A 26,263-nucleotide genomic window follows, 5' to 3' on the forward strand; every position below is an offset into this window, starting at 1 on the left:
CCGCTGGGTATTTTGGCCCGGCGGGTTTTTTGTTTTGACAAACATCCTTGGCATCGTTTTTCTGTCTCATGGCATCGTCGAAAAATAGTACCAAGTTCCGTCTATACATTGGGTTTTCTTTCCCGTAAAATGAAAACTAGCAGAAATTGTCGAAAAATAGGAGAAAAGAGGGGATTCCATTGGCGCTCTTTTCAGCGACGATCGGTTGGCTTGAACAAGGGCTTCGCTACGCTGCGCTTCGCCAACAGGCGATCGCCGACAACATCGCCAACGCCGATACGCCGGGCTATAAGGCGAAAGATGTGCGCTTTCAGGCTGAATTGGAACGGGCGTTTCGGCTTGAGGCCAAACGGACGAATCCGAAGCATTTTTCGTTTCCAAACGAACAAAATGGAAAAATCATCGTGACGACGGACACAACGGTGAGTTACAATCATAATGGAAACAGTGTCGATATCGATCAGGAAATGTCAAAACTAGCAGAAAACCAAATTTATTACAATGCCTTAATCGAGCGGCTCAACGGCAAATTTACAACGTTGAAAACAGTGATTAAAGGAGGGAAATAACGGGTGTCTTTGTTTCAAAGTCTAAACATTTCGGCTTCGGCGTTGACCGCCCAACGGTTGCGCATGGACGTGATCGCCTCCAACATCGCTAACGTCGATACGACGCGCGCCCGCCTTGTCAACGGCGAATGGGAGCCGTACCGCCGCAAAATGGTCATCATTGAACCGCGCAGCGGGTCGTTTTCGGGCTATTTGCAGGCTGCGCTCGGCCGTGCCGACGCGGTGGACGGCGGAGTGCGGGTGCGCGAAATTGTCGATGATCCGGCGCCGTTTAAACTCGTCTACGACCCGAATCACCCGGATGCGGGCGCCGACGGCTATGTGCGTCTGCCAAACGTCGACCCGCTGAAAGAAATGGTGGACTTGATCGGGGCGACGCGTTCGTATGAGGCGAACGTTACGGTGTTGAATGCTTCAAAAGGAATGCTCATGAAGGCGCTCGAGATCGGGAAATAGCATGCGAGGGGGATAAACGATGATTGATGGAGCAAGCCGCATTGGGCTGACGATGTCTTCCGCCGTTTCGCCCCCAGCGAAGCCGGCTGAGGCGCAAAAGCAATTCGCCGCATTTTTCAAAGAGGCGCTCAACCGCGTGAACGAAGCGCAAATTCAAGCCGATGCGCTGACGGAAAAGCTCGTTCGCGGGGAGAACGTTCAGTTGCATGATGTGATGATCGCCGCGCAAAAAGCGAGCATCACGCTGCAGCTGACGCTGGAGATCCGCAACAAAGCGATCGAGGCGTATCAAGAAATGATGCGCATGCCATTGTAGCAGCAATGAATCGCAATACATACGGAAGCCGCCGCCATTGTTGCGCTATGGCGGCAGGTATTGGATCATCGGGGGAATTGTATGAGAAGGAAATGGAAAGAGTGGTGGAGCCGCGCTCGCGCGTTTTGGCAGGAACGGACAAAAAAGCAGAAATGGCTCGTGCTCACTGCGGCAGCGGCCGTGCTTTTGGCCGTTGGCGTCGGCGTCTTTTTCGCCACAAGGACGGAAATGGTGCCCCTCTACAGCAATTTGTCGCCGCAAGAAGCGGGGCAAATTAAAGCAACGCTTGACCAGCGCGGCGTTCCGGCCGAAGTGGCGGACGGCGGGACGACGATTAAAGTGCCGAAAGAGCAAGTGGACGCGCTGAAAGTCGAGCTCGCTGCTGAAGGCATCCCGAACAGTGGAGTCATTGACTATTCATTTTTCGGCCAAAACGCGAGCTTCGGCATGACGGATAACGAGTTCAATATGGTGAAGCTGAAGGCGATGCAAACGGAGCTCGCCAACTTGATCAAGACGATCGACGGCGTCGAGGACGCCAAAGTCATGATCAACCTTCCGCAGCCGAGCGTATTCGTTTCCGATGAGAAAGGGGAAGCCTCGGCTTCGATCGTGCTGAAGACGAAGCCGGGCTATCAATTCAGCGACGAGCAAATCAAAGCGCTCTATCATCTCGTCGCCAAAAGTGTTCCGAATCTCTCTACAGATAATATCGTCATTATGAATCAGTTTTTTGAGTATTACGATTTAAAAAACGACGGCGAAAATTCGACAGGAACGACATTCGCCTCGCAGCAGCAAATCAAAAAGCAGATCGAGCGCGACATTCAACGCCAAGTGCAGCAACTGCTCGGCACGATGATGGGGCAGGATAAAGTCGTCGTTTCCGTGACGGCGGATGTCGACTTTACGCAGGAGAAACGAGAAGAAAATTTGGTTTCTCCAGTGGACGAGAAAACGAAGCAAGGTATTGCCGTCAGCGTTCAGCGCATTAAAGAGACGTACTCCGGGAGCGGTGCGCCGCCCGGAGGCGCCGCTGGAACGGGCGCGAACGAAGTGCCGGGCTACCAAAACGCAAACGGCGCAACAAACGGCAACTATGAACGAACCGAAGAGACGATCAACAATGAGGTAAACAAAATCAAAAAGCAAATCGTCGAAAGTCCATATAAAATCCGCGACCTAGGCATCCAAGTGATGGTCGAGCCGCCTGACCCTAATGATCCGAACTCGCTGCCGCCCGAGACGGTCAATGATATTCAAAAACTGCTAGGAACGATCGTTCGGACGTCAATTGACAAAAGCGAGGCGCAAACGCTCACTGATCAAGACATCAACAACCGCATCGTCGTTTCGGTGCAAAAATTCAACGGCAAGCCGACATTCACCGAATCAACGCCGGACCGGCCGGCGTGGTGGTGGTATGCGGCCGGTGCAGGAGCGCTGTTGCTCGTTGCCTTGCTGTTGTTCCTCTGGCTGCGCCGCCGCCGTGAAGACGAGGAAGAGGAAGAAGAACACTTGTTCACTCCGCCGCTTTCGACGGAGCCGGATTTGCCGGAGCCGCCGGAGACGGAGGCAGCGTTGCGCCGTCGACAGCTTGAGCGGCTGGCGAAAGAAAAGCCGGATGAGTTTGCAAAATTATTAAAAACGTGGCTATCGGAAGAGTAGGGGGAACGGCGTATGGCAAAGCGCGAACGAAAAGGCGGGCTGTCGGGCAGGCAAAAAGCAGCCATCTTGCTTATTTCCCTCGGCCCGGATGTGTCGGCCTCTGTCTATAAACATTTATCCGAGGAAGAGATTGAGAAGCTGACGCTAGAAATTTCCAACGTCCGTCAAGTGACGGCCGAACAAAAAGAGGAAGTGCTTGAAGAGTTTCGACAGCTCGCCTTGGCGCAAGATTACATTGCCCAAGGCGGCATCGCCTATGCGAAAGAAGTGCTTGAAAAAGCGCTCGGCCCGGATAAGGCGATGCAGATCATCAACCGCCTGACATCAGCGCTGATGGTGCGGCCGTTTGATTTCGCCCGCAAAGCCGACCCGATGCAGCTGTTAAACTTCATTCAAAATGAACATCCGCAAACGATCGCTCTGATTCTTTCGTATTTGGAGCCGGCACAGGCAGGGCAAATTTTATCGGCGCTGCCGCAGGAAATGCAGGCGGATGTCGCCCGGCGCATCGCGCTGATGGACAGCACATCGCCGGAGATTATCAACGAAGTCGAGCAAATTTTGGAGCGGCGGCTGTCCGCGACCGTCGTGCAAGATTACACGCAAGCCGGCGGAATTGAGGCGGTCGTGGAAGTGCTGAACCAAGTCGACCGGAGCACGGAGCGGACGATTTTGGATGCCTTGGAAATTCAAGACCCGGAACTGGCCGAGGAAATTAAAAAACGGATGTTTGTCTTTGAAGATATCGTGACGCTCGATCACCGCGCCATTCAGCGCGTCATCCGCGAGGTGGACAACAACGATCTCATGTTGGCGCTGAAAGTAGCGAGCGACGAAGTGAAAAACATTATTTTCCGCAACATGTCGACAAGAATGGCCGAGACGTTCAAAGAAGAAATGGAATATATGGGGCCGGTTCGGCTGCGTGATGTCGAGGAGGCGCAATCGCGCATCGTCGCCGTGATCCGTCGTCTCGAAGAGGCCGGAGAAATCGTCATCGCGCGCGGGGGAGGAGATGATATTATTGTCTAACGTCATTAAAGCGCCGAATTTGGCGGCGCGCGCTGGGAAAAAGACGATCGTCGTGCAGCGCCATGTTTCCGATCTTCCATTGTCCGTCGACGATCGGCAGAGGGAGATGGAAGCGGTCGCCGCCGCCAAGGAAGAAGCAGCCAAGCTTCGCCGCCAGGCAGAGCAATATTACGAATCGGTGCGCGAGCAGTTGGCCCGCGAAAAAGAGGAATGGCAGCGGGAGAAAGAGCGTCTCATGCAGGAAGCGCGCGCCCGCGGGTATGAAGACGGCTATGCGGCTGGGCGCGAGGAGGCTTTGAGCGAGCACCGCGCGTTGATCGAGCAAGCCCGCCGCTTGGCGGAGCGAGCGAACACCGAATTTTACGCTCGCATCGAATCGACGGCTGAGGCGATGCTGGAGGTGGCGTTAAAAGCGGCCGAACGCATTATCGGCGCCGCGCTTGAGGGCGATCGAAACGCTTTTTTGCCGCTCGTGCACCAAGCGTTGCAGGAAGTGCGCCGGCAAACGGAAGTGGCCGTTTATGTGCATCCGCACGGCTACGAAATAGTGGCAGAGCAAAAGGAGCTGTTGAAATCTCTGTTTCCGCATCGCGTTGATCTATTCATCTACCCGGACGATGCGCTTCCTGAATATGGATGTGTCGTGGAGACGCCGTTTGGGCGCATCGAGGCGAGCGTCGATGTACAGCTTGAGCGGCTGCGCGAGGCGCTCTACCGGCGATTGAAGGAGGGAGCGTTTTCTGAACTGGCAGGCGCTTCTTGATGAAATAGACGCTATCGACTTGTATAAACGGTTTGGCAAAGTGTCGCGCGTCATCGGCTTGATGATGGAATCGAAAGGACCGAAAAGCTCGATTGGCGATCTTTGTTACATCCATGAACAGAGCGGATGCCGGAAAATTCCCGCCGAAGTCGTCGGCTTTCATGAACAGCACGTCTTGCTTATGCCGTTTTCCGCCATGTCTCATATCGCTCCCGGCTGCCTTGTCGAAGCGACCGGCCGGCCGCTTGAAGTGCACGTCGGCGATGCGCTCATTGGCATGGTTCTTGATCCGCTCGGCCAACCGCTTGACGGGAGCCCGTTGCCGCCCGGGCTGAAGCCGGTGTCGGTCGAACGCGATCCGCCCAATCCGCTCGCTCGGCCGCCGATTGTCGAACCGCTTGAAGTTGGCATCCGCGTCATCGACAGTCTGCTTGCCGTCGGCAAGGGGCAACGCGTCGGCATTTTTGCCGGCTCGGGCGTCGGCAAAAGCACGCTCATGGGAATGATCGCCCGCCATACGTCGGCTGATGTGAACGTCATCGCCTTAATCGGCGAGCGTGGCCGCGAAGTGCGCGAGTTTTTAGAGCGCGACCTTGGCCCGGACGGCTTGGCCCGCTCGGTCGTCGTCGTCGCCACGTCCGACCAGCCGGCGCTGATGCGCGTCAAAGGCGCCTATACGGCAACGGCGATCGCCGAATATTTCCGCGACCAAGGGGCGGATGTTATGCTCATGATGGACTCGGTCACCCGCGTCGCTATGGCGCAACGGGAGATTGGCCTTGCCGTCGGTGAGCCGCCGACGACGAAAGGCTATACGCCATCGGTCTTCGCCCTCCTGCCAAAGCTGCTTGAACGGGCTGGAACGAACGCTTCCGGCACGATCACCGCGTTTTATACGGTGCTTGTTGACGGCGATGACATGAATGAGCCGATCGCTGATGCGGTGCGCGGCATTTTGGATGGCCATTTTGTGTTGGAACGCCAGCTGGCGAACAAAGGGCATTACCCGGCGATTAACGTGCTCAAAAGCGTCAGCCGCGTCATGCCCCACATGATCAGCGCAGAGCACCGCGAAGCGGCAAACCGGTTCCGCCGCCTTCTGTCCACTTATATAGATTCGGAGGATTTGATTCAAATCGGGGCGTACAAACGGGGGTCGTCCCAAGAAATTGATGAGGCGATCGAATTTTATCCGCAAATGATGGCGTTTTGCCGCCAAAACATCGATGAAAAAACGACGCGCGCCGAAAGCATTGATGCCCTGTTGCGCTTGTTGTCGGTTCGGTGAGAAATCGCGCGCCATTTTCAGACGATGAAAGGGTGAACAAATGTGACGCCGACGTTTCGGCTGCAAAAAGTGCTGGCGATGAAAGAAAAAGAAAAAGAAAAGGCGCTTGGCGAATACGAGGAGGCGGTCCGCCGGTTTGAGCAGGCAGCCGAAACGCTTTACCGCCTGCTCAAGGAAAAAGAAGAATGCGCGGCGGCTCGGGATGAACAGCTTCAAGCCGGCCTGTCCGTTGGAGACATTCGCCTTAGGCTGCAATATATGGCGAATTTAGAGCGGATGATCGACCATTATCAGCTCGTCGTCATGCAGGCGCGCGAGCAGATGCAGCGCCGGCAGCAGCGTTTGATGGAATTGAATATCGAAGTGAAAAAATACGAAAAAATGCGTGAGCGCATTAAGCGGTGGGCCGAGCAGCTTGAGAGGGAAGCGGAACGCCGCCTGCTCGATGAAATGGCGGTTCAACGTTTTGCAAGGCAAGGAGAGGTATAGATGGCGGAGAGCAAAGTTGAACAGGAAATGCAGGCGAGTTGGTGGCAATGGCTGTTGTTTGTCATTGTCATTCCGAGTGCGTTTGCTGCCTCCTTTCTGTTGTTGATTTTAAACATTGCCGGCGTTGATGTGGCCAAGGCGGCAAAGCAGTGGACAATAAAGGCGCCGTTTGTCTCCGAGTGGATCAACTGGAGCAAAAGGGAGAAAGCTTTGCAAAAAACGATTGAAGCTCAGCAGCAGACAATCAACCAGCAAAAACGAACGATCGCCGACCAACAAAAGCAAATCAAGCAGTTGAAAAACGAATTGGCGGCAAAGGAAAAGGAAATCGCCCAGCTGTCTGCGCCAAGCGGGAAAACGGACGCTCAGGCTGAGCCTGTTGACGAGCCGGCCTTGACGGAAGAAGATGTCGCCGGCATGTATGACGCCATGTCGGAAAAACAGGCGGCGGCTATTTTAGCGGAACTGCCTGAGAGCGAAGCGCTCCGTGTACTGAGCCAGATTGACGGCGACAAAGCGGCAGCCATTTTGGAACAAATGCCGGCTGGGCAGGCGGCGAAACTGTTGGCATCGTTAAGCAAAAGGGCGATGGGGAAGGAGACGGCCGAATGAAAGTAACGATCACAGCAAACGCGCCGCTATCGGCAGGCGCTATGGCGGTGAAAAAAGAGGCGGAAAACGCAAACGTGTTTGCGGCGTTGCTTGCGCACAAGCAACAAGAGTTATTGCCCGCTGGGGCAGAGACTAGCTTGTTTCAAGAGGAGTCGAACAAAAACAAAGAGCCAGATTGGCAAAATGGCGGAATGGAAACGGGCGCAGCCGGACAACCATCTTCAGCGGAAAAGAAGCCGGCGCAAATCGAATCATTGTGGCTTGCCCCTTCCATCGTGGCTGCTTGGGCTGTTGCTCCAATTTCGGCAGCTGCAGGCGCGCCGCTTTTGGCGGCGGATCAGCAGGCGGAAGGGAAAACTAGTGATCATTGGGCATTTCCGTTTGTCGGTGCGATGAATGGTGAAGAAACGATTGCCGCTCAGCCGGCGGCTGATGAAGCGGGATTTGAACGTGCGTTCATAACCGACGGACGGAAAAGTGGTCATATCGATGCTGAATCTTTTTCGTCTTCCAGCGGAAAAACAGGGATGTTTCCACCGCTCCTGAGCGACGGCGACCAGCGTCCATTCCATGAGCAGGGAGGCAACAGGCCGGTTGTCGCGCTGCCTAACGGAGCTTCTTCCGTCCGTCCGGCTGGCGAAAAAGACATTTCGCTGCCAAAAAGGGGGGACAAGGGACATGGCGGCGAGGCCGCTCCTTCATTCACCACTCCCCCTGCGCTTTTATCACCCTCCTCTTCATCTGTCGGGCTGATCGGCGAGATGCCGGCGTCAGCTGGCGGAAGCGTCGCTGATCAAGTCGCCCACGCGCTAAGGTCGGCGCGGTGGATGAAGTTGCCAAACGGTGTCATGCAGCTTGTCATCCGTCTGCATCCGGAACATCTCGGGACGGTGACGGTGAAAATGACAGAGGAAGGTGGAAAGCTCGCCGCCAAGCTGCTCGTGGCGAACGACGCGGTGAAAGAGTTGCTCTACGCTCATTTGCCGCAGCTTGCTCAGCAGCTTGATGCGAGTTCCATCACGGTCGAAAAATGGACCGTTTGGTCGGATTATGACCGCTCCGCTATGCCGCCGTATTCCGGGAACCGCCAAGGAGGACAGCAGCAGGGCGAATCGCGGCAAAAACAAAAGCGGGAGCCATCATCTTCCTTCCCGTTTGCGCTAGACGGGATCGAAGCTGACGCATAAGGGGGAAAAGAACGAGGATGACAACGAATGCGATTGATGGCAGCTTATGGCTGGCAAACGCGGTTCAGCCGGAACGGAAAACGGGCAATCAAATTTTAGGAAAAGACGACTTTCTCAAAATTTTGCTCGCTCAGCTAGAAAACCAAGACCCGCTCAATCCGATGGAAGATAAAGATTTTATCGCGCAAATGGCGAGCTTCTCCTCGCTTGAGCAAATGATGAACATCGCCAATTTGATGCAGCAATGGATGCAAGCGTCAAGCCGCGATGCGCTTTTGCGCTACAGCGAGTGGATCGGCAAAACGGTGCACTGGCAAGACGGCGAGACGATGATGAGCGCCGTCGTTCAATCGGTCATGCAAAAAGACGGCCAAGTGACCCTTGGGCTTGATAACGGGACAACGATTGCCGCGGATGCGGTCGTGAAAGTTGAACAAAAAGGATAAAAAGGGGAGAGAAAACCGATGCTTCGTTCCATGTATTCCGGAATCGGCGCCATGCGCAACTTCCAAACGAAGTTGGATGTCATCGGCAACAATATTGCCAATGTCAATACGTACGGGTTTAAAAAAGGACGAACGATTTTCAAAGATTTGATGAGCCAGACGATTTCTGGAGCAAGCGGGCCCAATGCCGGCCGCGGCGGGACGAATCCAAAGCAGGTCGGGCTCGGTTCGCAGCTGGCGGCGATCGACACCGTCCATACGCAAGGCAGCTTGCAAACGACCGGGCGCGTGCTTGATTTGGCGATTTCTGGAGACGGTTTTTTCGTCGTCGGCGACGCTTCCGGCAACAATCGCATGTATACGAGAGCCGGGAATTTTTATCTCGATTCGCAAGGCTATATTGTCAATGCCGATGGCCAATATTTGCTCGGCACAGGAAATGTCCGCCTGCAAGTTGCGCCCGATGCGAAAAGCTTGAGCATCGGAGCCGATGGCACGGTCAACATCGTCAATGCTTCTGGAAATTTACAGCCGATAGGCACGATTCAGCTGGCCAAATTTGCAAACAATGACGGATTAGAAAAAGCCGGCAACAACTTGTTCCGCGAAACGACAAACTCCGGCACGCCGACGACAGGGGCGCCAGGGGCAAACGGAACAGGAACGATCATGTCTGGTACACTTGAAATGTCCAACGTCGACCTTGCCGAGGAATTCACGGAGATGATCGTCGCCCAACGCGGCTTCCAGGCGAATACGCGCATCATTACGACATCGGATGAAATTTTGCAAGAGCTTGTCAACTTGAAAAAATAGAATAGGAGGTAGGGCGTGAGCGGCGTCTTGCGCCTGCTGGCCGATGATTTCGTTAACGAAGCTCAACGGCAAACGGTTTGTGCTCAATGCGTTGTACATCGAACAAATTGAAGCGTTTCCTGATACGACCGTGACGCTGACGAACGGAAAAAAATTCGTCGTCCGCGAAACGGTCGAGCAAGTGGCCGCACGAGCAAGCGAATTTTACCGGCAGCTTGGCGTGTTTCGCTTACCGAAAGCAGGAGGATTGGACAATGAAAGGGAATAAAGCAATCAAAACGATGATCATTGTGCTGGCGGTCATCGCTTTGGCTGGCACGGCGGCGCTTGTTGCGGTGATGAAGATGGGGAATGCGGAAAAACAAGGGGAGCCAAGCGCCGACGAGCTAGCGGAAAGCTCGATCGACATTCCGGAAATGACAACGAACTTGGCGGACGGACGGTATATTAAAATCTCATTTAAAATCCAGACCGACAGCGCCAAAGCGCGGGAAGAGGCGGAAAAACGCGACTTTCAAATTAAAGACGCGATCATCGAACAGCTCTCGCAGATGAAAGCGGCCGACTTTAAAGGAAAAGAAGGGCTGACGGCGTTGAAAGAGCGGCTGAAGCGCGAGATCAACGCGTTGATGCAGGAAGGGAGAGTGGAGAACGTCTATATTACCTCTTTTATTCTCCAGTAGCCCTGCCATCTGAAGGGGGGAAATGAAATGACAGCCGGGGAAGTATTGTCGCAAAGCGAAATTGACGCGTTGCTCGCTGCGCTTTCTGCAGGAGAAATGAGCGCGGAGGAGCTGAAAAAGGAAGAGGAAGGCCGACGCGTCAAAACGTATGATTTCCGGAGGGCGCTTCGGTTTTCCAAAGACCAAATCCGCAGCCTGACGCGCATTCATGAGAATTTCGCCCGCTTGTTGACGACGTTTTTTTCCGCCCAGTTGCGCACGTATGTGCAAATTTCGGTCGCATCGGCCGACCAAATTCCATACGAAGAATTTGTCCGCTCCATCCCGAAAATGACGATCATCAATGTCTTTGAGGTGCCGCCGCTCAACGGGCATGTCCTTTTGGAAGTCAACCCGAACATCGCTTACGCTATGCTTGACCGGGTGATGGGCGGGCGCGGCGTCGGCATGGATAAAGTGGACCATTTGACCGAGATTGAAACACGCATCATGTCCAATTTGTTTGATAAGGCGTTCACCCATTGGCGCGACGCTTGGGAATCGGTGGCGGAAGTCGACCCGCTCTTTGTCGATTTTGAAGTCAATCCGCAGTTTTTGCGCATGATCGCGCCGAACGACACCGTCGTCGTCATTTCGCTCAACACGCAAATCGGCGAAGCGCGCGGCATGATGAATGTGTGCATTCCGCATGTCGTCTTGGAGCCGATTATGCCGCGGCTGTCGGTGCATTACTGGATGCAGGCGCAAAAAAAAGAGCGTTCCCCCGAGGAAGCGAAACGGATCGAACAGCGGATCCGCGCGGCAAAATTGCCGATTATCGCCGAACTGGGAACGGCGGTCATCACGGTCAATGAATTTCTTCAACTCGAGGCCGGCGATGTCATTCAGCTCGAGCAGTCGATTCATGAGCCGCTCGTGGTCAAAATCGGCCATATTCCAAAGTTTATCGGCCAGCCGGGGAAGCGGAACAAAAAGCTGGCGGTGCAAATTTTAGCGATGATCGAGGGGGACGAAGACGACCATGATGAATGATGGAATGTTGTCGCAGGATGAAATTGATGCTTTGTTGCGCGGAATGGACAGCGACGGCCATGTTCCGGCGCTCCATGATATTCTGACTCCGCTCGAGCAAGACGCCCTTGGGGAAATCGGCAATATTTCTTTCGGCAGTTCGGCTACCGCGTTGTCAATGTTATTGAACCAAAAGGTGGAAATTACGACGCCAAGCGTGTCCATTATCGAGCGCACAAGCGTCGCCGATGAATTTCCACAGCCATATGTCGCCATCCAAGTCAACTATACGGAAGGACTGCTCGGAACAAACTTGCTTGTCATTAAGCAGCAAGACGCGGCGATTATCGCTGATTTAATGCTTGGCGGCGACGGAACGGCGGCCGATGGCCCGCTCGGAGAGATTCAGCTGAGCGCTGTTCAAGAAGCGATGAATCAAATGATGGGCTCGGCGGCGACGTCGATGTCGACCGTCTTTGGCAAGCGGGTCGATATTTCCCCGCCGACGCTCCATCTGCTTGATTTGGCGGAAGGAAAAGGGATGGAATATTTGCCGGACGAAGATTTTTTCATTAAAGTGTCGTTTCGGCTGAAAATCGGCGAGTTGATCGACTCAAGCATTATGCAGCTGTTGCCGATCGATTTCGCGAAAGAATTGGTTGCCCAATTGCTCGGCTCGTCGCTTGAGGAGCCGGGGACCGCGGAAGTCAATCCCAAGCCGTCGGCGGATGCGCGGCCGTTTAGCGAGCCGCATCCTGTTCCGACTTACGCTCAGGCGAACAGCGGTGCGGCCGTTTCAGAAGCGGCGAGCCGCGCGACGGATGAACCGCCGGCTGGGCGCGCGGACAAGGAGAGGGATGGTGCAACCGCGCGGCATATTCAAACCGCCGATTTCGTCGAGTTCGATGCCCCGCCGCTTGCGGCAACGGAGGCGCGCAATTTGGAGCTGCTGTTTGATGTGCCGCTGCAGGTGACGGTTGAACTCGGACGGACGAAGCGTTCAGTGCAGGAAATTTTGCAGCTGTCGACTGGATCGATCATTGAGCTCGATAAGCTGGCCGGCGAACCGGTCGACGTGTTTGTCAACAACAAGCTGATCGCTAAAGGCGAGGTTGTCGTCATCGATGAAAATTTCGGCGTCCGCATCACGGACATCATCAGCCAAAGCGATCGGTTAACACGGCTAAAATAAACAGGCGTTTGGGAGGTAAGGGGACATGGCAAGAGTGCTTGTCGTTGATGATGCGGCATTTATGCGCATGATGATTAAAGACATTTTGACGAAAAACGGACATGAAGTCGTCGCCGAAGCGGCCGATGGGCGGCAGGCGATCGAGAAATACAAGGAAACGCGGCCTGATGTAGTGACAATGGATATTACGATGCCGGAGATGGATGGGATTACGGCGCTCAAGGAAATTAAAAAAATCGACAGCAACGCCAAAGTCATTATGTGCTCAGCGATGGGGCAGCAGGCAATGGTGATTGATGCCATTCAAGCCGGGGCGAAAGATTTTGTGGTCAAGCCGTTCCAAGCGGACCGCGTCATCGAAGCGATCAACAAAACGATCGGGTGAGCGATCAGAGGTGGAGACTATGGCAATCTGGCGCTGGGCGGCCGTTTTGCTGGCAGCATCCATCGCTTTAGGGCCGGTGCCGGCATCGGCCGCCCAAAGCCCGACGGTCGCCGACTGCCTGCAGCATCCCGATTCATGCGGGCCGTCAGCTCCTTCCGGGCAACAGACAAAACAGACAGCGAATCAAGCCGCTGATGCGGTTTCCGCTTCCGATGTGCTTCGGCTCATCGGCGCGACCGCCTTTGTTCTCTTCCTTCTTTATGCGCTGTTTCAATGGCTTTCCCGCCGTCAGCTGTTCGTTTCCGGCCAAAAAGGCGCCATCGAGCACCTTGGGGGAACAAGCGTCGGGGCGAACCGCTCTGTGCAGCTGATTAAAGTCGGCCGCCGGCTGCTCGTCATCGGCGTCGGCGATTCGATTCAGTTGCTTAAGGAAATTGAAGATGAAGACGAAATCAATGAGCTGTTAGCGCAGCATCGCGAACGGTTGGAACGGATGGCGGAGTTCGACCGGCTTGGCTCCCTCCTTCGCGGTGGGTGGACGGTGAAATCAAAGCGGAAAAGAGGTTCGCTGTCATCGTTTTCGGCGCTGTTGGCTGAGGAGATGAAGCAAATGGCCGAAAAGCGAAACGAGTGGCTCAATCGGTTGAAGAAGAAAGGGACGGCGGGCGATGAGTGAATTTGTCCATATGTTTGATTCGATGGCTCCCGAGCACGTGTCGACAGCGGTGAAGCTTCTTCTGCTGCTCACCGTGTTGTCGATCGCTCCCGGCATTTTAATTATGATGACATGTTTTACGCGCATCGTCATCGTTTTGTCGTTTGTGCGCACGGCGCTCGGCACGCAGCAGATGCCGCCGAACCAAGTGCTCGTCGGGCTCGCGCTGTTTTTAACATTTTTCATTATGGCGCCAACCTGGAAAGAAATCAACGACCAGGCATTGCAGCCGCTGTTTGCTGACAAAATTGATTTGGAGGAGGCGTACGAACGGGCGGCTGTTCCGCTGAAGCAGTTTATGAGCCAATACACAAGGCAGGAAGATTTGGCGCTGTTTTTATCGTACAGCGGCGCCAAACAGCCGAAAACGGTCAACGACATCCCGATGACCGCGCTCGTGCCGGCGTTTGCCATCAGTGAGTTGAAAACGGCGTTTCAAATGGGCTTTATGATTTTTATTCCGTTTTTAGTCATCGACATGATCGTCGCCAGCGTCTTAATGTCGATGGGAATGATGATGCTGCCGCCAGTGATGATTTCGCTGCCGTTTAAAATTTTATTGTTTGTCCTTGTTGATGGCTGGCATTTGGTCGTCAAATCATTGTTGCAAAGTTTTCAATAAAGATAGGTGGCGTTTATGAGTGCCGATTTCATCATCCGCCTTGCTGAACAAGGCGTGTATATCGTGCTTGTCGTCTGCGGGCCGCTCTTGTTGTTGTCCCTTGCCGTCGGGCTTGTCGTCAGCATTTTTCAGGCTGCGACGCAAATTCAAGAGCAGACGCTCGCGTTTGTGCCGAAAATCGTCGCCGTCTTGCTTGGGCTTGTGTTCTTTGGGCCGTGGATGCTCTCGAAAATGGTGTCGTACGCGCACGATATTTTCAACAATCTTGCTTCGTTTATAGGCTGATCGGCGATGGAACAAGTATGGACTTATTTTCCGGCGTTTTTGCTCGTCTTTGTCCGCGCCGCTTCATTTCTCGCGGCGATGCCTCTGTTTTCCTATCGGACCGTGCCGGCTTCGTATAAAGTCGGACTGGCGTTTTTGTTCAGCTGGCTGTTGTTTTTGGCGATGCCCAAACCGGTGTTGGCGCTTGACGGCGTGTACGTATTGCTTGTCGTAAAAGAGGCGCTTGTCGGGCTGGCGCTTGGGTTGCTGGCGGCGATCCTCATGGCGGCGGTGCAAATCGCCGGCGGCTTGATCGATTTTCAAATCGGGTTTGCCATCGCCAACGTCATCGACCCGCAAACCGGAGCGCAAAGCCCGCTGCTTGGCGAATATCTTCATTTGCTGGCGCTTTTGCTTTTGCTTATGCTTGACGGGCACCATTTGCTGCTTGACGGCATGTTTTACAGCTATCATTGGTTGCCGCTTGACCGCCTGCCGCACGTTGCTGACGGTCGGGCGGTGGAATACGCGGTGCGGGCGTTTGCTGCGATGTTCGCCGCCGCTGTGCAAATGGCCGCCCCGCTTGTCGGATCGCTCTTTTTAGTCGACGTGGCGCTTGGCATCATCGCCCGCGCGGTGCCGCAAATGAACATTTTCGCGGTCGGCTTTTCCGCCAAAACGGCGGCGGCGTTTTTGCTCCTGTTGGCGGGGATTGGGACGATATTGCTTGCGGCGCGCAGTGTATTTCACTTCATGTTTGCCTCGTTGCGCGAGTTGATGCGGCTGTTGGGGGGCGGATAAGATGGGCGAGTGGCGGCTCGATTTGCAATTTTTCGCTGGGGAAAAAACGGAAAAGGCGACGCCTCGCAAACGGCAAGAAGTGCGGGAAAAAGGACAGGTGGCCAAAAGCGGTGATGTCGTCTCCGCTTCCGTGTTGCTTGCTTCATTTCTTGCTTTGTCCTTGGCGGGGGCGTACGAGCGGGACGGTCTGCTGCGGTTGTTCGCCCGCGCCTTGTCCGATTCTGCCTCCCCTTCGTTGACGGTTGACTCGCTTCACCGGCTGTTTCTTGACTGGCTTTCCCATGCATCCTTGCTTTTGGCGCCGCTGTTCGCCGCCGCAGTGCTGGCGGCTGGGTTGGCCAACTTTTTGCAAATCGGCGCCTTGTTCACCGTTGAACCGTTAAAAATGGATGGGAACCGCCTCAATCCCGTGCAAGGAATGAAACGGCTGTTTTCGTTGCGCGCCTTGGTCGAGCTGTTGAAATCCGTGTTAAAAGCTGGAATCATCGGTGCGGTCGTGTTTGCGGCGCTGTTGGCCGAACGAAGCGAGCTTGCGGCGCTCGTTTCCAAGACGCCGGGTGAGGCTTTGACTGTCGTCGGCGGCTTGACGGTGAAAATGGGGCTGTACGCCGCGGGGGCGCTCTTGTTTTTAGCGCTGTTTGATTACTTGTATCAGCGGTTTGAATTTGAAAAAAGCATCCGCATGTCCAAACAGGACATTAAAGATGAATACAAAAAGACGGAAGGCGATCCACTCATCAAATCGCGCATCAAGCAAAAACAGCGTGAGATGGCGATGAGGCGGATGATGCAGGAAGTGCCGAACGCGGATGTCGTCATTACCAACCCGACGCATTACGCCGTTGCCCTCAAGTATGAAGACGGCAAGATGGAAGCGCCAGTCGTCGTCGCGAAAGGGGCGGATTATATGGCGTTGAAAATCAAGGAAGTGGCGAAAACCCATGGCGTCGTGACGGTCGAAAATCGCCCGCTTGCGCAGGCGCTCTACCGCCAGACGGAAGTCGGCGACATGATTCCAGAGGCGTTTTTTAAGGCAGTGGCGGAAATTTTGGCGTACGTCTATCGGCTCAAAGGAAACGTGTAGCAACAAGGAGAGAAAACCATGCAAGCGCAAATCAAAGATTTATCCGTATTGTTTCTTGTCGTGCTCATCGTCGCCATGCTCGTCATCCCGCTGCAGACATGGCTGTTGAGCGTCTTGATCATCATCAATATTTCCCTTGCCTTGCTTGTATTGCTGACGGCGATGAACACGAAAGAGCCGCTTGAGTTTTCCATTTTTCCGTCATTGCTTTTAGTGCTGACGCTGTTTCGGCTCGGGCTGAATGTGTCAACCACCCGCTCGATTTTAAGCAAAGGGGAGGCGGGCGGCGTCGTTGAAACGTTCGGAACGTTCGTCGTTGGCGGCGATGTTGTCGTTGGGTTTGTCGTGTTTTTGATTTTGGTCATCATCCAGTTTGTTGTCATCACCAAAGGGGCGGAGCGCGTCTCGGAAGTGGCGGCCCGCTTTACGCTCGATGCGATGCCCGGCAAACAGATGAGCATTGACGCCGATTTGAACGCCGGCATGATTTCGGAGCAAGAAGCCCGAAAGCGGCGGGAAAAAGTGGCGCAAGAAGCCGACTTTTACGGAGCGATGGACGGGGCAAGCAAATTTGTGAAAGGCGACGCCATCGCCGGCATCATTATCGTCGTCATCAACATGTTGTTTGGCATGGTGATCGGCGTTGTGGAGAAAGGAATGGATATAGGGGAGGCGGCAAAGCGCTACACGCTTTTGACGGTCGGCGACGGCATCGTCAGCCAAATTCCGGCGCTGTTGATTTCCACGGCGACCGGCATCATCGTCACCCGGGCGGCGTCGGACAGCAACTTGAGCGGCGATATTATGCGCCAGCTGTTCGCGTTTCCGAAAATGTTGTACGTCACGGCAGGAACGATTTTCCTGCTCGGCTTGTTTACGCCGATCAACGACTTGTTGACGATGCCGATTGCCGGGCTGCTGGCGCTTGGCGGCTACCGATTTATCGAGCGGCAAAAGCAAGAAGAAGCGGCATTGGCCGCTCCGGAAGAGGAGGCGGCGGCCGCCGACGAATTGAAAAGCCCGGAAAGCGTCATCCAACTGCTGCATATTGATCCGATTGAATTTGAGTTCGGCTATGCGCTCATTCCGCTCGCTGATGCCAATCAAGGCGGGGATTTGCTTGACCGGATCGTCATGATTCGCCGTCAGCTCGCGCTCGAGCTTGGCATTGTCATCCCGGTTGTGCGCATTCGCGACAACATCCAGTTGCAGCCGAATGAATACCGGATCAAAGTGAAAGGAGAGGAAGTGGCGCGCGGCGAGCTGCTGCTTGACCATTATTTGGCGATGAGCCCCGGAGTTGACGATGATTCGATTGATGGCATTGACACCATCGAGCCGGCGTTTGGTCTGCCGGCGAAATGGATTTCCGAGACCGTCAAAGACCGGGCGGAAATGCTTGGCTATACAGTCGTCGACCCGCCATCGGTCGTCTCGACACACTTAACGGAGGTGCTGAAAGCCCATGCCCACGAACTGCTGGGGCGTCAGGAAACAAAACAGCTGATCGATCATTTAAAAGAATCGTATCCGGTGCTTGTCGACGATGTGACGCCGAATCCGTTGTCTGTCGGCGACGTGCAAAAAGTGCTCGCCAAGCTGCTGAAAGAGAAAGTGTCGATCCGCAACTTGCCGCTCATTTTTGAGGCGCTTGCCGATTTTGCCCGCCTGACCAGCGACACCGATTTGTTGACGGAATACGTCCGCCAAGCGTTGGCGCGGCAAATCACCTCGCAGTACGCCGTGCCGGGCGAGCCGCTGCGCGTCATTACGCTGTCGGGCAGGGCGGAAAAAACGATCGCCGACGCCGTGCAGCAAACCGAACACGGCCGCTATTTGGCGCTCGAGCCGGCGCGGGCGCAGGCATTTGTGGAAGCGGTCGCCGCGGCGCTTGAACGCTATCCGTTCGCCGGCCAGACGCCGATTTTGCTCTGCTCCCCGGCGGTGCGCATGTACGTCCGACAGCTGACCGAGCGCCATTTTCCGACTGTTCCGGTGCTGTCGTACAACGAGCTTGAAGCGGATGTCGAAGTTCAAAGCGTGGGGATGGTGGAAATCGAATGAAAGTGAAAAAATTTGTCGCCCCGTCCATGAACGAAGCGATGAAAATGGTTCGCGCCGAACTTGGCCGCGACGCCGTCATTTTGCACTCGAAAGTCGTGCAGACCGGCGGATTTTTCGGTCTGTTTGCGAAAAAAAAGATCGAAGTGTTGGCCGGCGTTGATCCGGATCCACTGCCGCTGCGTCAGCCGAGTGCCGCCGCGTCTTTGACGCGTCAGCCGAGTGCTGCGTCCTTTGCCCCTTTGCCGGCGGCCGAGCGGGAGGAAGACGGCTCGCTTGCCCGTGAGATCGAGGAAGTCAAGGCGCTCATCCGTCAGTTCAACGCCCGCTCGTCTTCGCTTTTGTATCCTCCACCGCTTGCGGAAGCGGAACGGCGCCTCGTTCGGCAAGGGATGGCGGATGTGTACGTCCGCCAAGTGATGGATCGCCTGCTTGAACGGTGGTATGCCGACAAAGACGGCCGGTCGCCCGCTGCGGTCTCCGCCTGGACGAAAGAAGCGGTGCGCGATCTATTGTCGACGCTTCCGTTTGTCAAAACGGCGGAGCAAAAAAAGTATATGATTTTGCTTGGTCCGACCGGGGTTGGAAAAACGACGACGCTCGCCAAAATGGCAGGGCGCGCCGTCCTCGAGCAAGGGAAAAAAGTCGGGTTCATCACGGTCGACACGTACCGGATCGCCGCCATCGACCAACTGAAGACGTATGCCGACATTTTGCACGCTCCGTTGGAAGTATGCTACAATGCCGACGATTTTCGGACGGCGAAGCGGAAATTGGCCGGCTGCGATCTCGTGTTCGTCGATACGGCTGGCCGCAACTTCCGCAATCCGCAATACGTGGATGAACTGCAGCAAACGCTCGAGTTTGACAGCGAAACGGAAACGTTTCTTGTATTCGCCGCCACGGGAAAGTATGACGATATGAAAACGATTTACAACCACTTTTCCCACCTGCCGATCGATCGGCTGATCGTGACGAAGCTCGATGAGACGGACTCGTTTGGAACGATCGTCAATGTGTTGCTTGACAGCCGGCTTGCCGCCGCCTATTTCACGAACGGGCAAAATGTGCCGGACGACATGGTGGAAGCGTCCGCAGACCGGCTCGTTCATCTGCTGTTTGGGGCGGAGCGATGGTGAGCGATCAAGCAGAACGGCTGCGCTATGAGCTGGGCCGCCGGCGCCAGCCGGCGGCGGGGCCGCGGACCATCGCGGTGACGAGCGGGAAAGGCGGAGTCGGCAAGTCAAACCTTTCGCTCAATTTTTCGCTGTCGCTCTCGAAGCTCGGGTTTCGCGTCTTGCTGCTTGATATGGACATCGGCATGGGCAACATCGACATTTTGCTCGGCCAGTCGTCGCCATTGACGCTTTCGGATTGGTTTTCCGCGCGGTTGCCGCTTTCCGAGCTGGTAAAAAGCGGACCGGAGCATCTATCGTATATTGCTGGGGGGACGAGCGCCGCGCAATGGTTGAGTGTCGATCGATCCGCTATCGACTATTTGTTGGCCGAGCTGCAGACGGTGGCGTCGCGATATGATTATCTCATTTTCGATATGGGGGCGGGTGCCTCAGAAGAACGATTGTATTTTTTAAAGTCCGTCGACGATGTGTTTATTGTCACGACGCCGGAGCCGACCGCGATGATGGATGCGTACGCCATGATGAAATATATGCACACCGCCGGCAGCGAGGCTCCGTTTTCCGTCATCGTCAACCGCGCCGGCAGCGAGCGGGAAGGATATGGCGTCTTTTCGCGCCTGCAGCATGCCGCCAGTCGGTTTTTCCATAAAGACATCGCCTTGCTTGGCGTCGTTCCTGAAGACCGGATGGTCGCGCGCTGTGTCGTCCGGCAAACGCCGTTTGTTCTCTTTGATCCAGCGGCGAAGGCGAGCCGGGCAGTGCGTCAAATGGCGTGCCGCTATGCGGCGGGAGGAGAAAAAGAGCCGGAGCGGGCTCCCCGCTTTTTTGCGAAGCTGCGTCAACTTTTGCTAGAAAGGTAGAGACGGAACATGAAGACGATCAAGGTGCTTGTCGTCGATGACTCGGCGTTTATGCGCAAATGGATCAGTGATTTTTTGTCCGAGCATCCGCGCCTCGAAGTCATCGGAACAGCTCGCAACGGCCGGGAGGCGCTCGAGAAAATCGCTGCCCTAAGGCCGGATGTCGTGACGCTTGATGTGGAAATGCCGGTCATGAACGGACTCGAAACGTTGCAGCGCATCATGCGGGACCATCCCGTGCCGGTCGTCATGGTGTTAAGCACGACGACCGAAGGGGCGGAAAACACGATCGCCGCCATGCAGTACGGGGCGGTCGACTTTGTCGCTAAGCCGTCCGGACCGATTTCGCTCGATTTGTACAAAGTGAAAGACGAGCTGATTGGCAAAGTGCTGCACGCGAGCGAAGCGAACGTGGCTGCCTTGACTGCCCCGCGCCGCCAACGTCCGTCTTGGCGCCCATCGTTCAAAGCGGCGGCGCAGCCGCAACAGGCCATCGTCGCGATCGGCACTTCCACCGGCGGCCCGCGCGCGCTCGAGACGGTGCTGACGCAGCTTCCGCCCGATCTAGCCGCTCCGGTCGTCGCTGTCCAGCATATGCCCAAAGGATTTACGACATCGCTCGCCAACCGGCTTGATGCGCTTGCCGCGATCACGGTCAAGGAGGCGGAAGACGGGGAAGTGCTGCAAAATGGCACCGCCTATATCGCGCCAGGCGGCGTCCATCTCATCGTTCGCGAAGAAGGCGGCGCACTTAAAGCCCGTTTCGACGAATCGCCGCCGCGCGCCGGCCATCGTCCGGCTGTTGACGTGTTGTTCGAGTCGCTCGCTGCCATTCGCCGCTGTCGGAAAATCGCGGTGATTATGACCGGCATGGGAAGCGACGGAACAGTAGGGTTGAAAATCCTGAAGGAAAGCGGGAACACAAAAGCGATCGCGGAAGCGCGCGAGACAGCCGTTGTCTTTGGGATGCCAAGAGCGGCGATCGAGGCTGGCGTCGTTGATGTCATCGCACCGCTTGACAGCATCGCCGCTGCCATCGTCCAATCGATCGGGGAGTGAGGGGGAAACGGCATGGACATGAGCCAATATTTGGATTTATTTATTGATGAAAGCAAAGAGCATTTGCAGGCGATCAACGAGCGGCTGTTGGAACTTGAAAAAACGCCGGAGGACATGTCTGTGGTGAATGATATTTTCCGTTCGGCCCATACGTTGAAAGGCATGTCCGCCACGATGGGGTTTGAAGATTTGGCCAATTTGACGCACCAAATGGAAAACGTGCTCGATGGCATACGCAATCGGCGGCTTTCCGTTACCCCGGAATTGCTTGACGTCATTTTTGAGGCCGTCGACCATTTGGAGGCGATGATCAGTTCCATCGCTGCAGGCGGCGACGGAACGCGCGATGTAAGGAGAACAGTCGAACAGCTGAAACGAATCGAGCAAGGGGAGATGCCCAACAAGCAGGCAGCAAGAGAAGAACCGCCCCTTGAACATGCGTATGGGGAATTTGAATACCATGTGCTCGAGCAGGCGAAGGAGCAGGGATTTTCCGTCTACGAAATCCGCGTTCGGCTTCGCGATGACTGCTTGTTGAAAGCAGCGCGCGTCTATATGGTGTTTGAACAGCTGAATGAAGTCGGAGAAATTGTGAAAGCAACGCCGCCGGTCGAGATGCTGGAGGAAGAACAGTTTGACCGGGAGTTTCTCGTTACGGTCGTATCCAAAGCGCCAGCCGATGAGTTGCAAAAGCGGCTGATGGGCATTTCGGAAATTGATGACGTCAAGGTGTCTAGGCTATCGAGCGATGAACCGTCGGCAGAAAGTGAGAAAGCGGCTGCGCCCCAACAACCGGCCGCTATGGAGCAGGCCGCGGCCGTTCAAGCCGAAGCAGAGGCGCCGGAAAAACAAACAGTAAAACAGGCGACGAAAACGATCCGCGTCAACATTGAACGGCTCGATCGGTTGATGAACTTATTTGAAGAATTGGTTGTTGATCGCGGTCGGCTTGAGCAAATTTCCCGCGAGCTGAACCATGCCGAATTGACGGAAACGGTCGAGCGGATGTCTCGCATCTCGAGCGATTTGCAGACGATCATTTTAAATATGCGCATGGTGCCGGTCGAAACGGTGTTCAACCGCTTTCCGCGCATGGTGCGCCAGCTCGCCCGCGAGCTCGGCAAAAAGGTGCGTCTTGACATCATCGGCGCGGATACCGAGCTTGACCGGACGGTGATCGATGAAATCGGCGACCCGCTTGTCCATTTGATCCGCAATGCGCTCGACCACGGCATCGAAGCGCCGGACGTCCGGGCGGCGCGCGGAAAGCCAGAAGAAGGGATCATTCAATTGCGAGCGTACCATAGCGGCAACCATGTCTTTATTGAAATCGAAGATGACGGCGCCGGCATTTCCCGGGAGAAGGTGCTGCAAAAGGCGAAAAGCCGCGGCATTGTCTCGCCGCAGGCGGCGGAGCATTTGAACGATCAGCAAATTTACGAGCTTATTTTCGCTCCCGGCTTTTCGACCGCTGAAAAAGTTTCGGACATTTCCGGCCGCGGCGTCGGTTTGGATGTCGTCAAAAGCACGATTGAATCGCTCGGCGGCACCGTTTCGGTCGATTCGCAGCCTGGAAAAGGGTCGCTCTTTTCCATTCAGCTGCCGCTCACATTGTCGATCATTTCGGTGTTGCTCGTTCAAATCGCTGAGGAAACGTACGCGATTCCGCTGTCATCGATCATTGAGACGGCGCTGGTGAAAAAGGAAGAGATTTTTTCCGCCCACAACCAGCCGGTCATCGATTTTCGCGGCAAAATCGTGCCGCTCGTCCGCCTGAAAGACGTCTTCGCTGTTCCTGGAGCGGCCGATGACGGAGATGCGGTGGCGGTCGTGATCGTCCGGAAAGGGGAAAAACTGGCGGCGCTGGCGGTCGACTCGTTTATCGGGCAGCAAGAAGTCGTGTTGAAATCGCTAGGAAACTATTTATCTTCCGTTTTTGCCATCTCGGGGGCGACGATTTTGGGAGACGGCCGAGTGGCGCTGATTATCGACTGCAACGCGCTCGTGAAGTAGGAGATGGCCGTGTCGGTGCGGGGGCGCCTATGGCGTTGATCTGCCGTTTTCAGTGGCATGTCGAAAAAAAGGGGGAGGATTGGATGACGGCCAGCGTGCAAGCAGACTGGAAAGTGATTGCGTTTCGCTTGAAAGAAGAAGAATATGCTCTGCCGGTGCAGCATGTCCGTTCCATCGAGAAAATGCAGCCGATCACGCGCGTGCCGGGGACGGCCCATTATGTAAAAGGGGTCATCAACTTGCGCGGTGTTGTGACGCCGATCATCGATTTGCGCGAGCGGTTCGGGTTTGCCCCCGAACCATATGGGGAACAGACGCGGATCATTATCGTTGCTCTTGAGGATATGGAAGTCGGGCTCATCGTCGATGCCGCGAATGATGTCCTTGATCTGCCGGCGGAAAGCATCGAACCGCCGCCAGAGGCAATTGGCTCCGTTGAGGCAAGTTACATCGACGGCGTGGCGAAAGTGGAGAATCGGCTCCTCATTTTGCTCGATTTGGCGAAAGTGCTCGACCGATAACCCGTGGAGAGGAGCATTGACATTGGACGATATTCGCAACTTGACGGGGATGCATATTGACATTTTGCGCGAAATCGGCAACATTGGCGCCGGCAACGCGGCGACGGCTTTGTCGACGTTGCTAAACAAAAAAATTGAAATGGCGGTGCCGCGCGTTCAAATTGCGACGTTTGCCGAAATGATGGAATCAATCGGTGGACCGGAACAAATAGTGGCGTGCGTCTATTTGCGCATCGAAGGAGAAGCGCCGGGAAACATGTTTTTCGTGCTGCCGCCGGAACAGGCTGAGCGTTTTGTCCGCCGGATGATTGGCGATGACTCGTTTTCGTTTCAAGGAGAAGCCCATGAGCTTGGCTGCTCGGCGCTTCAGGAGCTCGGCAATATTTTAGCCGGCTCGTATTTGTCGGCATTGGCTGACTTTACGCGGCTCAACTTGCACCCGTCTGTGCCGGCATTGGCCATTGACATGATCGGAGCTGTGCTGTCGTTTGGGTTGCTTGAGCTGTCGCGCGTTGGCGATTACGCCATTTTGATTGACACAGCCATTTATGATGAACGGCGCCCGGACGAAAGCATCAACGGCCATTTCTTTCTTCTGCCTGACCCCGAGTCGTTTTCCACTATCTTTCGAGCGTTAGGTGTGGATGGTCTATGAGCACAGCGCAGGCTGTCAAAATCGGCATTGCGGAAATGGAGGTCGTCATAGCGCCGAATGTCATCCGCACGTGCGGGCTTGGGTCGTGCGTCGGCGTCGTCATTTACGATGCAGGCAAGGCGGTTGCCGGCATGGCGCATGTCATGCTTCCGCATTCCTCGATGGCGCGCGGCGGAGTCATCAATGCGGCCAAATACGCTGATACGGCGGTCGAGGCGCTCGTTCAGCTTGTCATGGCCGCTGGCGGGCGGAAAGGGATGCTGAAAGCGAAGCTGGCTGGCGGGGCACAAATGTTTTCGTTTTCGGCAGTTGGCGGCGATATGATGCGCATTGGCGCGCGCAATGTGGAGGAAGTGAAAAAGCAGCTCGAGCGGCTTCACATTCCAGTCGTCGCCGAAGATGTCGGGGGCCATAGCGGCCGCACGATCGAATTTAATCCGCAGACGGGCGTGCTCTCCATCCGCACCGCCGCTCAAGAAATAAAGGAAATATGACTAGGATGCGCCGTTTCCGCAAGGCAAGGGGGAGAAGAATGGGAAGCGCGCTAAAAGGAGAAGAACGGAAATATTGGGAGGAGTGGATCCATGGCCGCGACCGTCGCGCGGCCGAGGAGCTGGTGCAGCGCTATATGCCGCTTGTTTTCTACCACGTACAGCGGCTTTCGGCGACGCTGCCGAGCTCCGTGCCGAAGGATGAGCTCGTCAGCCTTGGACTCGTCGGCTTATACGATGCGTTGGAGAAATTTGATCCATCGCGTGATTTGAAGTTCGACACGTACGCCTCGTTTCGCATCCGCGGCGCCATCTTAGACGGTTTGCGCAAAGAAGACTGGCTGCCGCGCAGCATGCGCGATAAGGCAAAAAAAATTGAGGAAGCGATCGAGCGGCTTGAACAGCGGCACATGCGATCGGTGACGGCGAAAGAGATCGCCGCTGAGCTCGGGATGACGGAAGAGGAAGTGCAGGCGGCGGCGAGTGAAACGTTTTTTTCCCATTGGCTGCCGCTCGGGCAGACGACCGTCGACGAAGATGAAGGACTGCTTTCGGTTCGCGACGACCGCGCTCCGCTTCCCGAGGAGCAAATCGTTAAGCAGGAAATGATCGAAAAGCTGGCTGAAGCCATCGGACAGCTGAATGAAAAAGAGCAGCTCGTCATCAGTTTGTTTTATAAAGAGGAGCTGACGTTTACAGAAATCGGGAGCCTTTTGCATTTGTCGACATCAAGAATTTCGCAAATTCATGCGAAAGCGCTTTGGAAACTGCGCCGCTTTTTTGAAAAAGAGCCATGAGGGGAGAGAAAAAGCGATGGACATCCAGCTTCCAGCGTTGCAAAGCGTCATGCCGAAAGCGCCCGACGCGGAAAGGCTTCAAGCTTCGACGCAACAACACTCCTATGCAGTGCAGGCGCAAATGGCAACTGCCGGCCAAAAGCGGGCGGAGCGTGCGCGCCGTCGGGTGACGGATAAACGAACGAGCGCCCGTCTTGAGCAGGAGGCGTCCCGTTTTGGAGGACACCCTTATAAAGGAAAAACGATCGACATTCAAGGATAGTGAACA

32 protein-coding genes are annotated in these 26,263 nt (G+C 55.3%); all 32 read left to right on the plus strand.

Translation table 11 applies throughout. From position 1 onward, the window contains the following. The first annotated feature begins 179 nt into the window (after positions 1-179). The 32 genes from flgB to DI44_RS10230 all read left to right on the plus strand — a co-directional run bounded on the left by flgB (position 180) and on the right by DI44_RS10230 (position 26,257). Positions 180-569 carry a flagellar basal body rod protein FlgB gene (gene flgB / locus DI44_RS10385; RefSeq protein WP_011230716.1) on the plus strand — a complete coding sequence of 130 codons (390 nt, stop codon included), beginning with the start codon at positions 180-182 and terminating at the stop codon, positions 567-569. 3 nt (positions 570-572) lie between these two features. Next, positions 573-1,025: a flagellar basal body rod protein FlgC gene (gene flgC / locus DI44_RS10380; RefSeq protein ID WP_011230717.1), complete on the plus strand. Its 453-nt coding sequence runs from the start codon at positions 573-575 to the stop codon at positions 1,023-1,025. 19 nt (positions 1,026-1,044) lie between these two features. After that, positions 1,045-1,341, plus strand: coding sequence for a flagellar hook-basal body complex protein FliE (fliE, locus tag DI44_RS10375; protein ID WP_011230718.1), 297 nt, complete (start codon positions 1,045-1,047; stop codon positions 1,339-1,341). 81 nt (positions 1,342-1,422) lie between these two features. Continuing rightward, positions 1,423-3,009, plus strand: a complete 1,587-nt coding sequence (fliF, locus tag DI44_RS10370) for a flagellar basal-body MS-ring/collar protein FliF (RefSeq protein ID WP_011230719.1) — start codon at positions 1,423-1,425, stop codon at positions 3,007-3,009. A 12-nt stretch (positions 3,010-3,021) separates the two neighbouring features. Further along, entirely contained in the window at positions 3,022-4,041 is a 1,020-nt protein-coding gene (gene fliG / locus DI44_RS10365) for a flagellar motor switch protein FliG (protein WP_011230720.1), read from the plus strand. Beyond that, entirely contained in the window at positions 4,025-4,804 is a 780-nt protein-coding gene (fliH, locus tag DI44_RS10360) for a flagellar assembly protein FliH (protein WP_033025079.1), read from the plus strand. The genes fliG and fliH overlap by 17 nt, the downstream gene beginning before the upstream one ends. Continuing rightward, positions 4,782-6,092, plus strand: a complete 1,311-nt coding sequence (gene fliI / locus DI44_RS10355) for a flagellar protein export ATPase FliI (RefSeq protein WP_081823172.1) — start codon at positions 4,782-4,784, stop codon at positions 6,090-6,092. The genes fliH and fliI overlap by 23 nt, the downstream gene beginning before the upstream one ends. Positions 6,093-6,134: 42 nt before the next feature. Continuing rightward, the gene (fliJ, locus tag DI44_RS10350) at positions 6,135-6,581 is read left to right on the plus strand and encodes a flagellar export protein FliJ (RefSeq protein ID WP_011230723.1); all 447 of its coding nucleotides are present in this window, start codon (positions 6,135-6,137) and stop codon (positions 6,579-6,581) included. Beyond that, positions 6,582-7,193, plus strand: coding sequence for an MgtE protein (locus DI44_RS10345; RefSeq protein ID WP_033025083.1), 612 nt, complete (start codon positions 6,582-6,584; stop codon positions 7,191-7,193). It begins immediately after the preceding gene. After that, complete coding sequence (locus DI44_RS10340) at positions 7,190-8,380, plus strand: flagellar hook-length control protein FliK (protein WP_033025084.1); 1,191 nt, start codon at positions 7,190-7,192, stop codon at positions 8,378-8,380. The genes DI44_RS10345 and DI44_RS10340 overlap by 4 nt, the downstream gene beginning before the upstream one ends. A 17-nt stretch (positions 8,381-8,397) precedes the next feature. After that, positions 8,398-8,826, plus strand: a complete 429-nt coding sequence (gene flgD / locus DI44_RS10335) for a flagellar hook assembly protein FlgD (RefSeq protein WP_011230726.1) — start codon at positions 8,398-8,400, stop codon at positions 8,824-8,826. A gap of 18 nt (positions 8,827-8,844) precedes the next feature. Then, positions 8,845-9,642, plus strand: coding sequence for a flagellar basal body rod protein FlgG (gene flgG / locus DI44_RS10330; protein WP_033025085.1), 798 nt, complete (start codon positions 8,845-8,847; stop codon positions 9,640-9,642). Between the two features lie 43 nt (positions 9,643-9,685). Next, the gene (locus DI44_RS10325; protein WP_033025086.1) at positions 9,686-9,910 is read left to right on the plus strand and encodes a flagellar FlbD family protein; all 225 of its coding nucleotides are present in this window, start codon (positions 9,686-9,688) and stop codon (positions 9,908-9,910) included. Then, entirely contained in the window at positions 9,897-10,325 is a 429-nt protein-coding gene (fliL, locus tag DI44_RS10320) for a flagellar basal body-associated protein FliL (RefSeq protein WP_033025087.1), read from the plus strand. Before DI44_RS10325 ends, fliL begins: the two co-directional genes overlap by 14 nt. Positions 10,326-10,352: 27 nt before the next feature. Continuing rightward, a complete protein-coding gene (gene fliM / locus DI44_RS10315; RefSeq protein ID WP_033025088.1) occupies positions 10,353-11,357 on the plus strand; it encodes a flagellar motor switch protein FliM in 1,005 nt (334 codons plus the stop codon). After that, the gene (gene fliY / locus DI44_RS10310; RefSeq protein WP_033025089.1) at positions 11,347-12,528 is read left to right on the plus strand and encodes a flagellar motor switch phosphatase FliY; all 1,182 of its coding nucleotides are present in this window, start codon (positions 11,347-11,349) and stop codon (positions 12,526-12,528) included. Before fliM ends, fliY begins: the two co-directional genes overlap by 11 nt. A gap of 25 nt (positions 12,529-12,553) precedes the next feature. Then, a complete protein-coding gene (locus tag DI44_RS10305; RefSeq protein WP_033025091.1) occupies positions 12,554-12,913 on the plus strand; it encodes a response regulator in 360 nt (119 codons plus the stop codon). A gap of 19 nt (positions 12,914-12,932) precedes the next feature. Next, a complete protein-coding gene (fliZ, locus tag DI44_RS10300; protein WP_033025092.1) occupies positions 12,933-13,589 on the plus strand; it encodes a flagella biosynthesis regulatory protein FliZ in 657 nt (218 codons plus the stop codon). Next, positions 13,582-14,250: a flagellar type III secretion system pore protein FliP gene (fliP, locus tag DI44_RS10295; protein WP_015374414.1), complete on the plus strand. Its 669-nt coding sequence runs from the start codon at positions 13,582-13,584 to the stop codon at positions 14,248-14,250. The genes fliZ and fliP overlap by 8 nt, the downstream gene beginning before the upstream one ends. A 15-nt stretch (positions 14,251-14,265) precedes the next feature. Further along, positions 14,266-14,535 (plus strand): flagellar biosynthesis protein FliQ, encoded by a 270-nt coding sequence (gene fliQ, locus DI44_RS10290; protein WP_011230735.1) that lies wholly within the window; start codon positions 14,266-14,268, stop codon positions 14,533-14,535. 6 nt (positions 14,536-14,541) lie between these two features. Beyond that, positions 14,542-15,315: a flagellar biosynthetic protein FliR gene (fliR, locus tag DI44_RS10285; RefSeq protein WP_033025093.1), complete on the plus strand. Its 774-nt coding sequence runs from the start codon at positions 14,542-14,544 to the stop codon at positions 15,313-15,315. Position 15,316: 1 nt separating this feature from the next. Beyond that, positions 15,317-16,399 carry a flagellar biosynthesis protein FlhB gene (flhB, locus tag DI44_RS10280; RefSeq protein ID WP_013523406.1) on the plus strand — a complete coding sequence of 361 codons (1,083 nt, stop codon included), beginning with the start codon at positions 15,317-15,319 and terminating at the stop codon, positions 16,397-16,399. Positions 16,400-16,417: 18 nt separating this feature from the next. Beyond that, the gene (gene flhA / locus DI44_RS10275; protein ID WP_014195462.1) at positions 16,418-18,463 is read left to right on the plus strand and encodes a flagellar biosynthesis protein FlhA; all 2,046 of its coding nucleotides are present in this window, start codon (positions 16,418-16,420) and stop codon (positions 18,461-18,463) included. Then, positions 18,460-19,599: a flagellar biosynthesis protein FlhF gene (gene flhF, locus DI44_RS10270; RefSeq protein ID WP_033025094.1), complete on the plus strand. Its 1,140-nt coding sequence runs from the start codon at positions 18,460-18,462 to the stop codon at positions 19,597-19,599. The genes flhA and flhF overlap by 4 nt, the downstream gene beginning before the upstream one ends. Continuing rightward, on the plus strand, positions 19,593-20,459 hold the full coding sequence (locus DI44_RS10265) for a MinD/ParA family protein (protein ID WP_014195464.1): 867 nt from the start codon (positions 19,593-19,595) through the stop codon (positions 20,457-20,459). Before flhF ends, DI44_RS10265 begins: the two co-directional genes overlap by 7 nt. 9 nt (positions 20,460-20,468) lie before the next feature. Then, the gene (locus tag DI44_RS10260) at positions 20,469-21,518 is read left to right on the plus strand and encodes a chemotaxis response regulator protein-glutamate methylesterase (RefSeq protein ID WP_014195465.1); all 1,050 of its coding nucleotides are present in this window, start codon (positions 20,469-20,471) and stop codon (positions 21,516-21,518) included. Between the two features lie 12 nt (positions 21,519-21,530). Continuing rightward, complete coding sequence (locus DI44_RS10255; RefSeq protein WP_015374419.1) at positions 21,531-23,531, plus strand: chemotaxis protein CheA; 2,001 nt, start codon at positions 21,531-21,533, stop codon at positions 23,529-23,531. 83 nt (positions 23,532-23,614) lie between these two features. After that, positions 23,615-24,052, plus strand: coding sequence for a chemotaxis protein CheW (locus tag DI44_RS10250; protein WP_011230743.1), 438 nt, complete (start codon positions 23,615-23,617; stop codon positions 24,050-24,052). A 22-nt stretch (positions 24,053-24,074) separates the two neighbouring features. Further along, positions 24,075-24,707 carry a chemotaxis protein CheC gene (locus tag DI44_RS10245; RefSeq protein ID WP_014195467.1) on the plus strand — a complete coding sequence of 211 codons (633 nt, stop codon included), beginning with the start codon at positions 24,075-24,077 and terminating at the stop codon, positions 24,705-24,707. Next, the gene (locus DI44_RS10240; protein ID WP_014195468.1) at positions 24,704-25,201 is read left to right on the plus strand and encodes a chemotaxis protein CheD; all 498 of its coding nucleotides are present in this window, start codon (positions 24,704-24,706) and stop codon (positions 25,199-25,201) included. Before DI44_RS10245 ends, DI44_RS10240 begins: the two co-directional genes overlap by 4 nt. A gap of 38 nt (positions 25,202-25,239) precedes the next feature. Continuing rightward, positions 25,240-25,995, plus strand: a complete 756-nt coding sequence (locus DI44_RS10235; RefSeq protein ID WP_033025095.1) for a FliA/WhiG family RNA polymerase sigma factor — start codon at positions 25,240-25,242, stop codon at positions 25,993-25,995. Positions 25,996-26,011: 16 nt separating this feature from the next. Beyond that, a complete protein-coding gene (locus DI44_RS10230; protein ID WP_011230747.1) occupies positions 26,012-26,257 on the plus strand; it encodes a hypothetical protein in 246 nt (81 codons plus the stop codon). The last annotated feature ends 6 nt before the right edge of the window (positions 26,258-26,263 follow it).

The organism is Geobacillus sp. CAMR5420 (genome assembly GCF_000691465.1).
Taxonomy (GTDB): Bacteria; Bacillota; Bacilli; order Bacillales; family Anoxybacillaceae; genus Geobacillus; species Geobacillus thermoleovorans.

Coding starts and splice junctions, on each gene's coding strand:
- fliL (WP_033025087.1), top strand. CDS start 9,897: ATGAAAGGGAATAAAGCAATCAAAACGATGATCATTGTGCTGGCGGTC.
- flgG (WP_033025085.1), top strand. CDS start 8,845: ATGCTTCGTTCCATGTATTCCGGAATCGGCGCCATGCGCAACTTCCAA.
- DI44_RS10250 (WP_011230743.1), top strand. CDS start 23,615: ATGACGGCCAGCGTGCAAGCAGACTGGAAAGTGATTGCGTTTCGCTTG.
- flhB (WP_013523406.1), top strand. CDS start 15,317: ATGGGCGAGTGGCGGCTCGATTTGCAATTTTTCGCTGGGGAAAAAACG.
- fliH (WP_033025079.1), top strand. CDS start 4,025: ATGATATTATTGTCTAACGTCATTAAAGCGCCGAATTTGGCGGCGCGC.
- flhA (WP_014195462.1), top strand. CDS start 16,418: ATGCAAGCGCAAATCAAAGATTTATCCGTATTGTTTCTTGTCGTGCTC.
- flhF (WP_033025094.1), top strand. CDS start 18,460: ATGAAAGTGAAAAAATTTGTCGCCCCGTCCATGAACGAAGCGATGAAA.
- DI44_RS10240 (WP_014195468.1), top strand. CDS start 24,704: ATGAGCACAGCGCAGGCTGTCAAAATCGGCATTGCGGAAATGGAGGTC.
- fliR (WP_033025093.1), top strand. CDS start 14,542: ATGGAACAAGTATGGACTTATTTTCCGGCGTTTTTGCTCGTCTTTGTC.
- fliF (WP_011230719.1), top strand. CDS start 1,423: ATGAGAAGGAAATGGAAAGAGTGGTGGAGCCGCGCTCGCGCGTTTTGG.
- DI44_RS10260 (WP_014195465.1), top strand. CDS start 20,469: ATGAAGACGATCAAGGTGCTTGTCGTCGATGACTCGGCGTTTATGCGC.
- fliE (WP_011230718.1), top strand. CDS start 1,045: ATGATTGATGGAGCAAGCCGCATTGGGCTGACGATGTCTTCCGCCGTT.
- DI44_RS10230 (WP_011230747.1), top strand. CDS start 26,012: ATGGACATCCAGCTTCCAGCGTTGCAAAGCGTCATGCCGAAAGCGCCC.
- fliQ (WP_011230735.1), top strand. CDS start 14,266: ATGAGTGCCGATTTCATCATCCGCCTTGCTGAACAAGGCGTGTATATC.
- DI44_RS10325 (WP_033025086.1), top strand. CDS start 9,686: ATGATTTCGTTAACGAAGCTCAACGGCAAACGGTTTGTGCTCAATGCG.
- DI44_RS10340 (WP_033025084.1), top strand. CDS start 7,190: ATGAAAGTAACGATCACAGCAAACGCGCCGCTATCGGCAGGCGCTATG.
- DI44_RS10345 (WP_033025083.1), top strand. CDS start 6,582: ATGGCGGAGAGCAAAGTTGAACAGGAAATGCAGGCGAGTTGGTGGCAA.
- fliG (WP_011230720.1), top strand. CDS start 3,022: ATGGCAAAGCGCGAACGAAAAGGCGGGCTGTCGGGCAGGCAAAAAGCA.
- flgD (WP_011230726.1), top strand. CDS start 8,398: ATGACAACGAATGCGATTGATGGCAGCTTATGGCTGGCAAACGCGGTT.
- DI44_RS10235 (WP_033025095.1), top strand. CDS start 25,240: ATGGGAAGCGCGCTAAAAGGAGAAGAACGGAAATATTGGGAGGAGTGG.
- DI44_RS10265 (WP_014195464.1), top strand. CDS start 19,593: ATGGTGAGCGATCAAGCAGAACGGCTGCGCTATGAGCTGGGCCGCCGG.
- fliZ (WP_033025092.1), top strand. CDS start 12,933: ATGGCAATCTGGCGCTGGGCGGCCGTTTTGCTGGCAGCATCCATCGCT.
- fliY (WP_033025089.1), top strand. CDS start 11,347: ATGATGAATGATGGAATGTTGTCGCAGGATGAAATTGATGCTTTGTTG.
- fliP (WP_015374414.1), top strand. CDS start 13,582: ATGAGTGAATTTGTCCATATGTTTGATTCGATGGCTCCCGAGCACGTG.
- DI44_RS10305 (WP_033025091.1), top strand. CDS start 12,554: ATGGCAAGAGTGCTTGTCGTTGATGATGCGGCATTTATGCGCATGATG.
- fliM (WP_033025088.1), top strand. CDS start 10,353: ATGACAGCCGGGGAAGTATTGTCGCAAAGCGAAATTGACGCGTTGCTC.
- DI44_RS10255 (WP_015374419.1), top strand. CDS start 21,531: ATGGACATGAGCCAATATTTGGATTTATTTATTGATGAAAGCAAAGAG.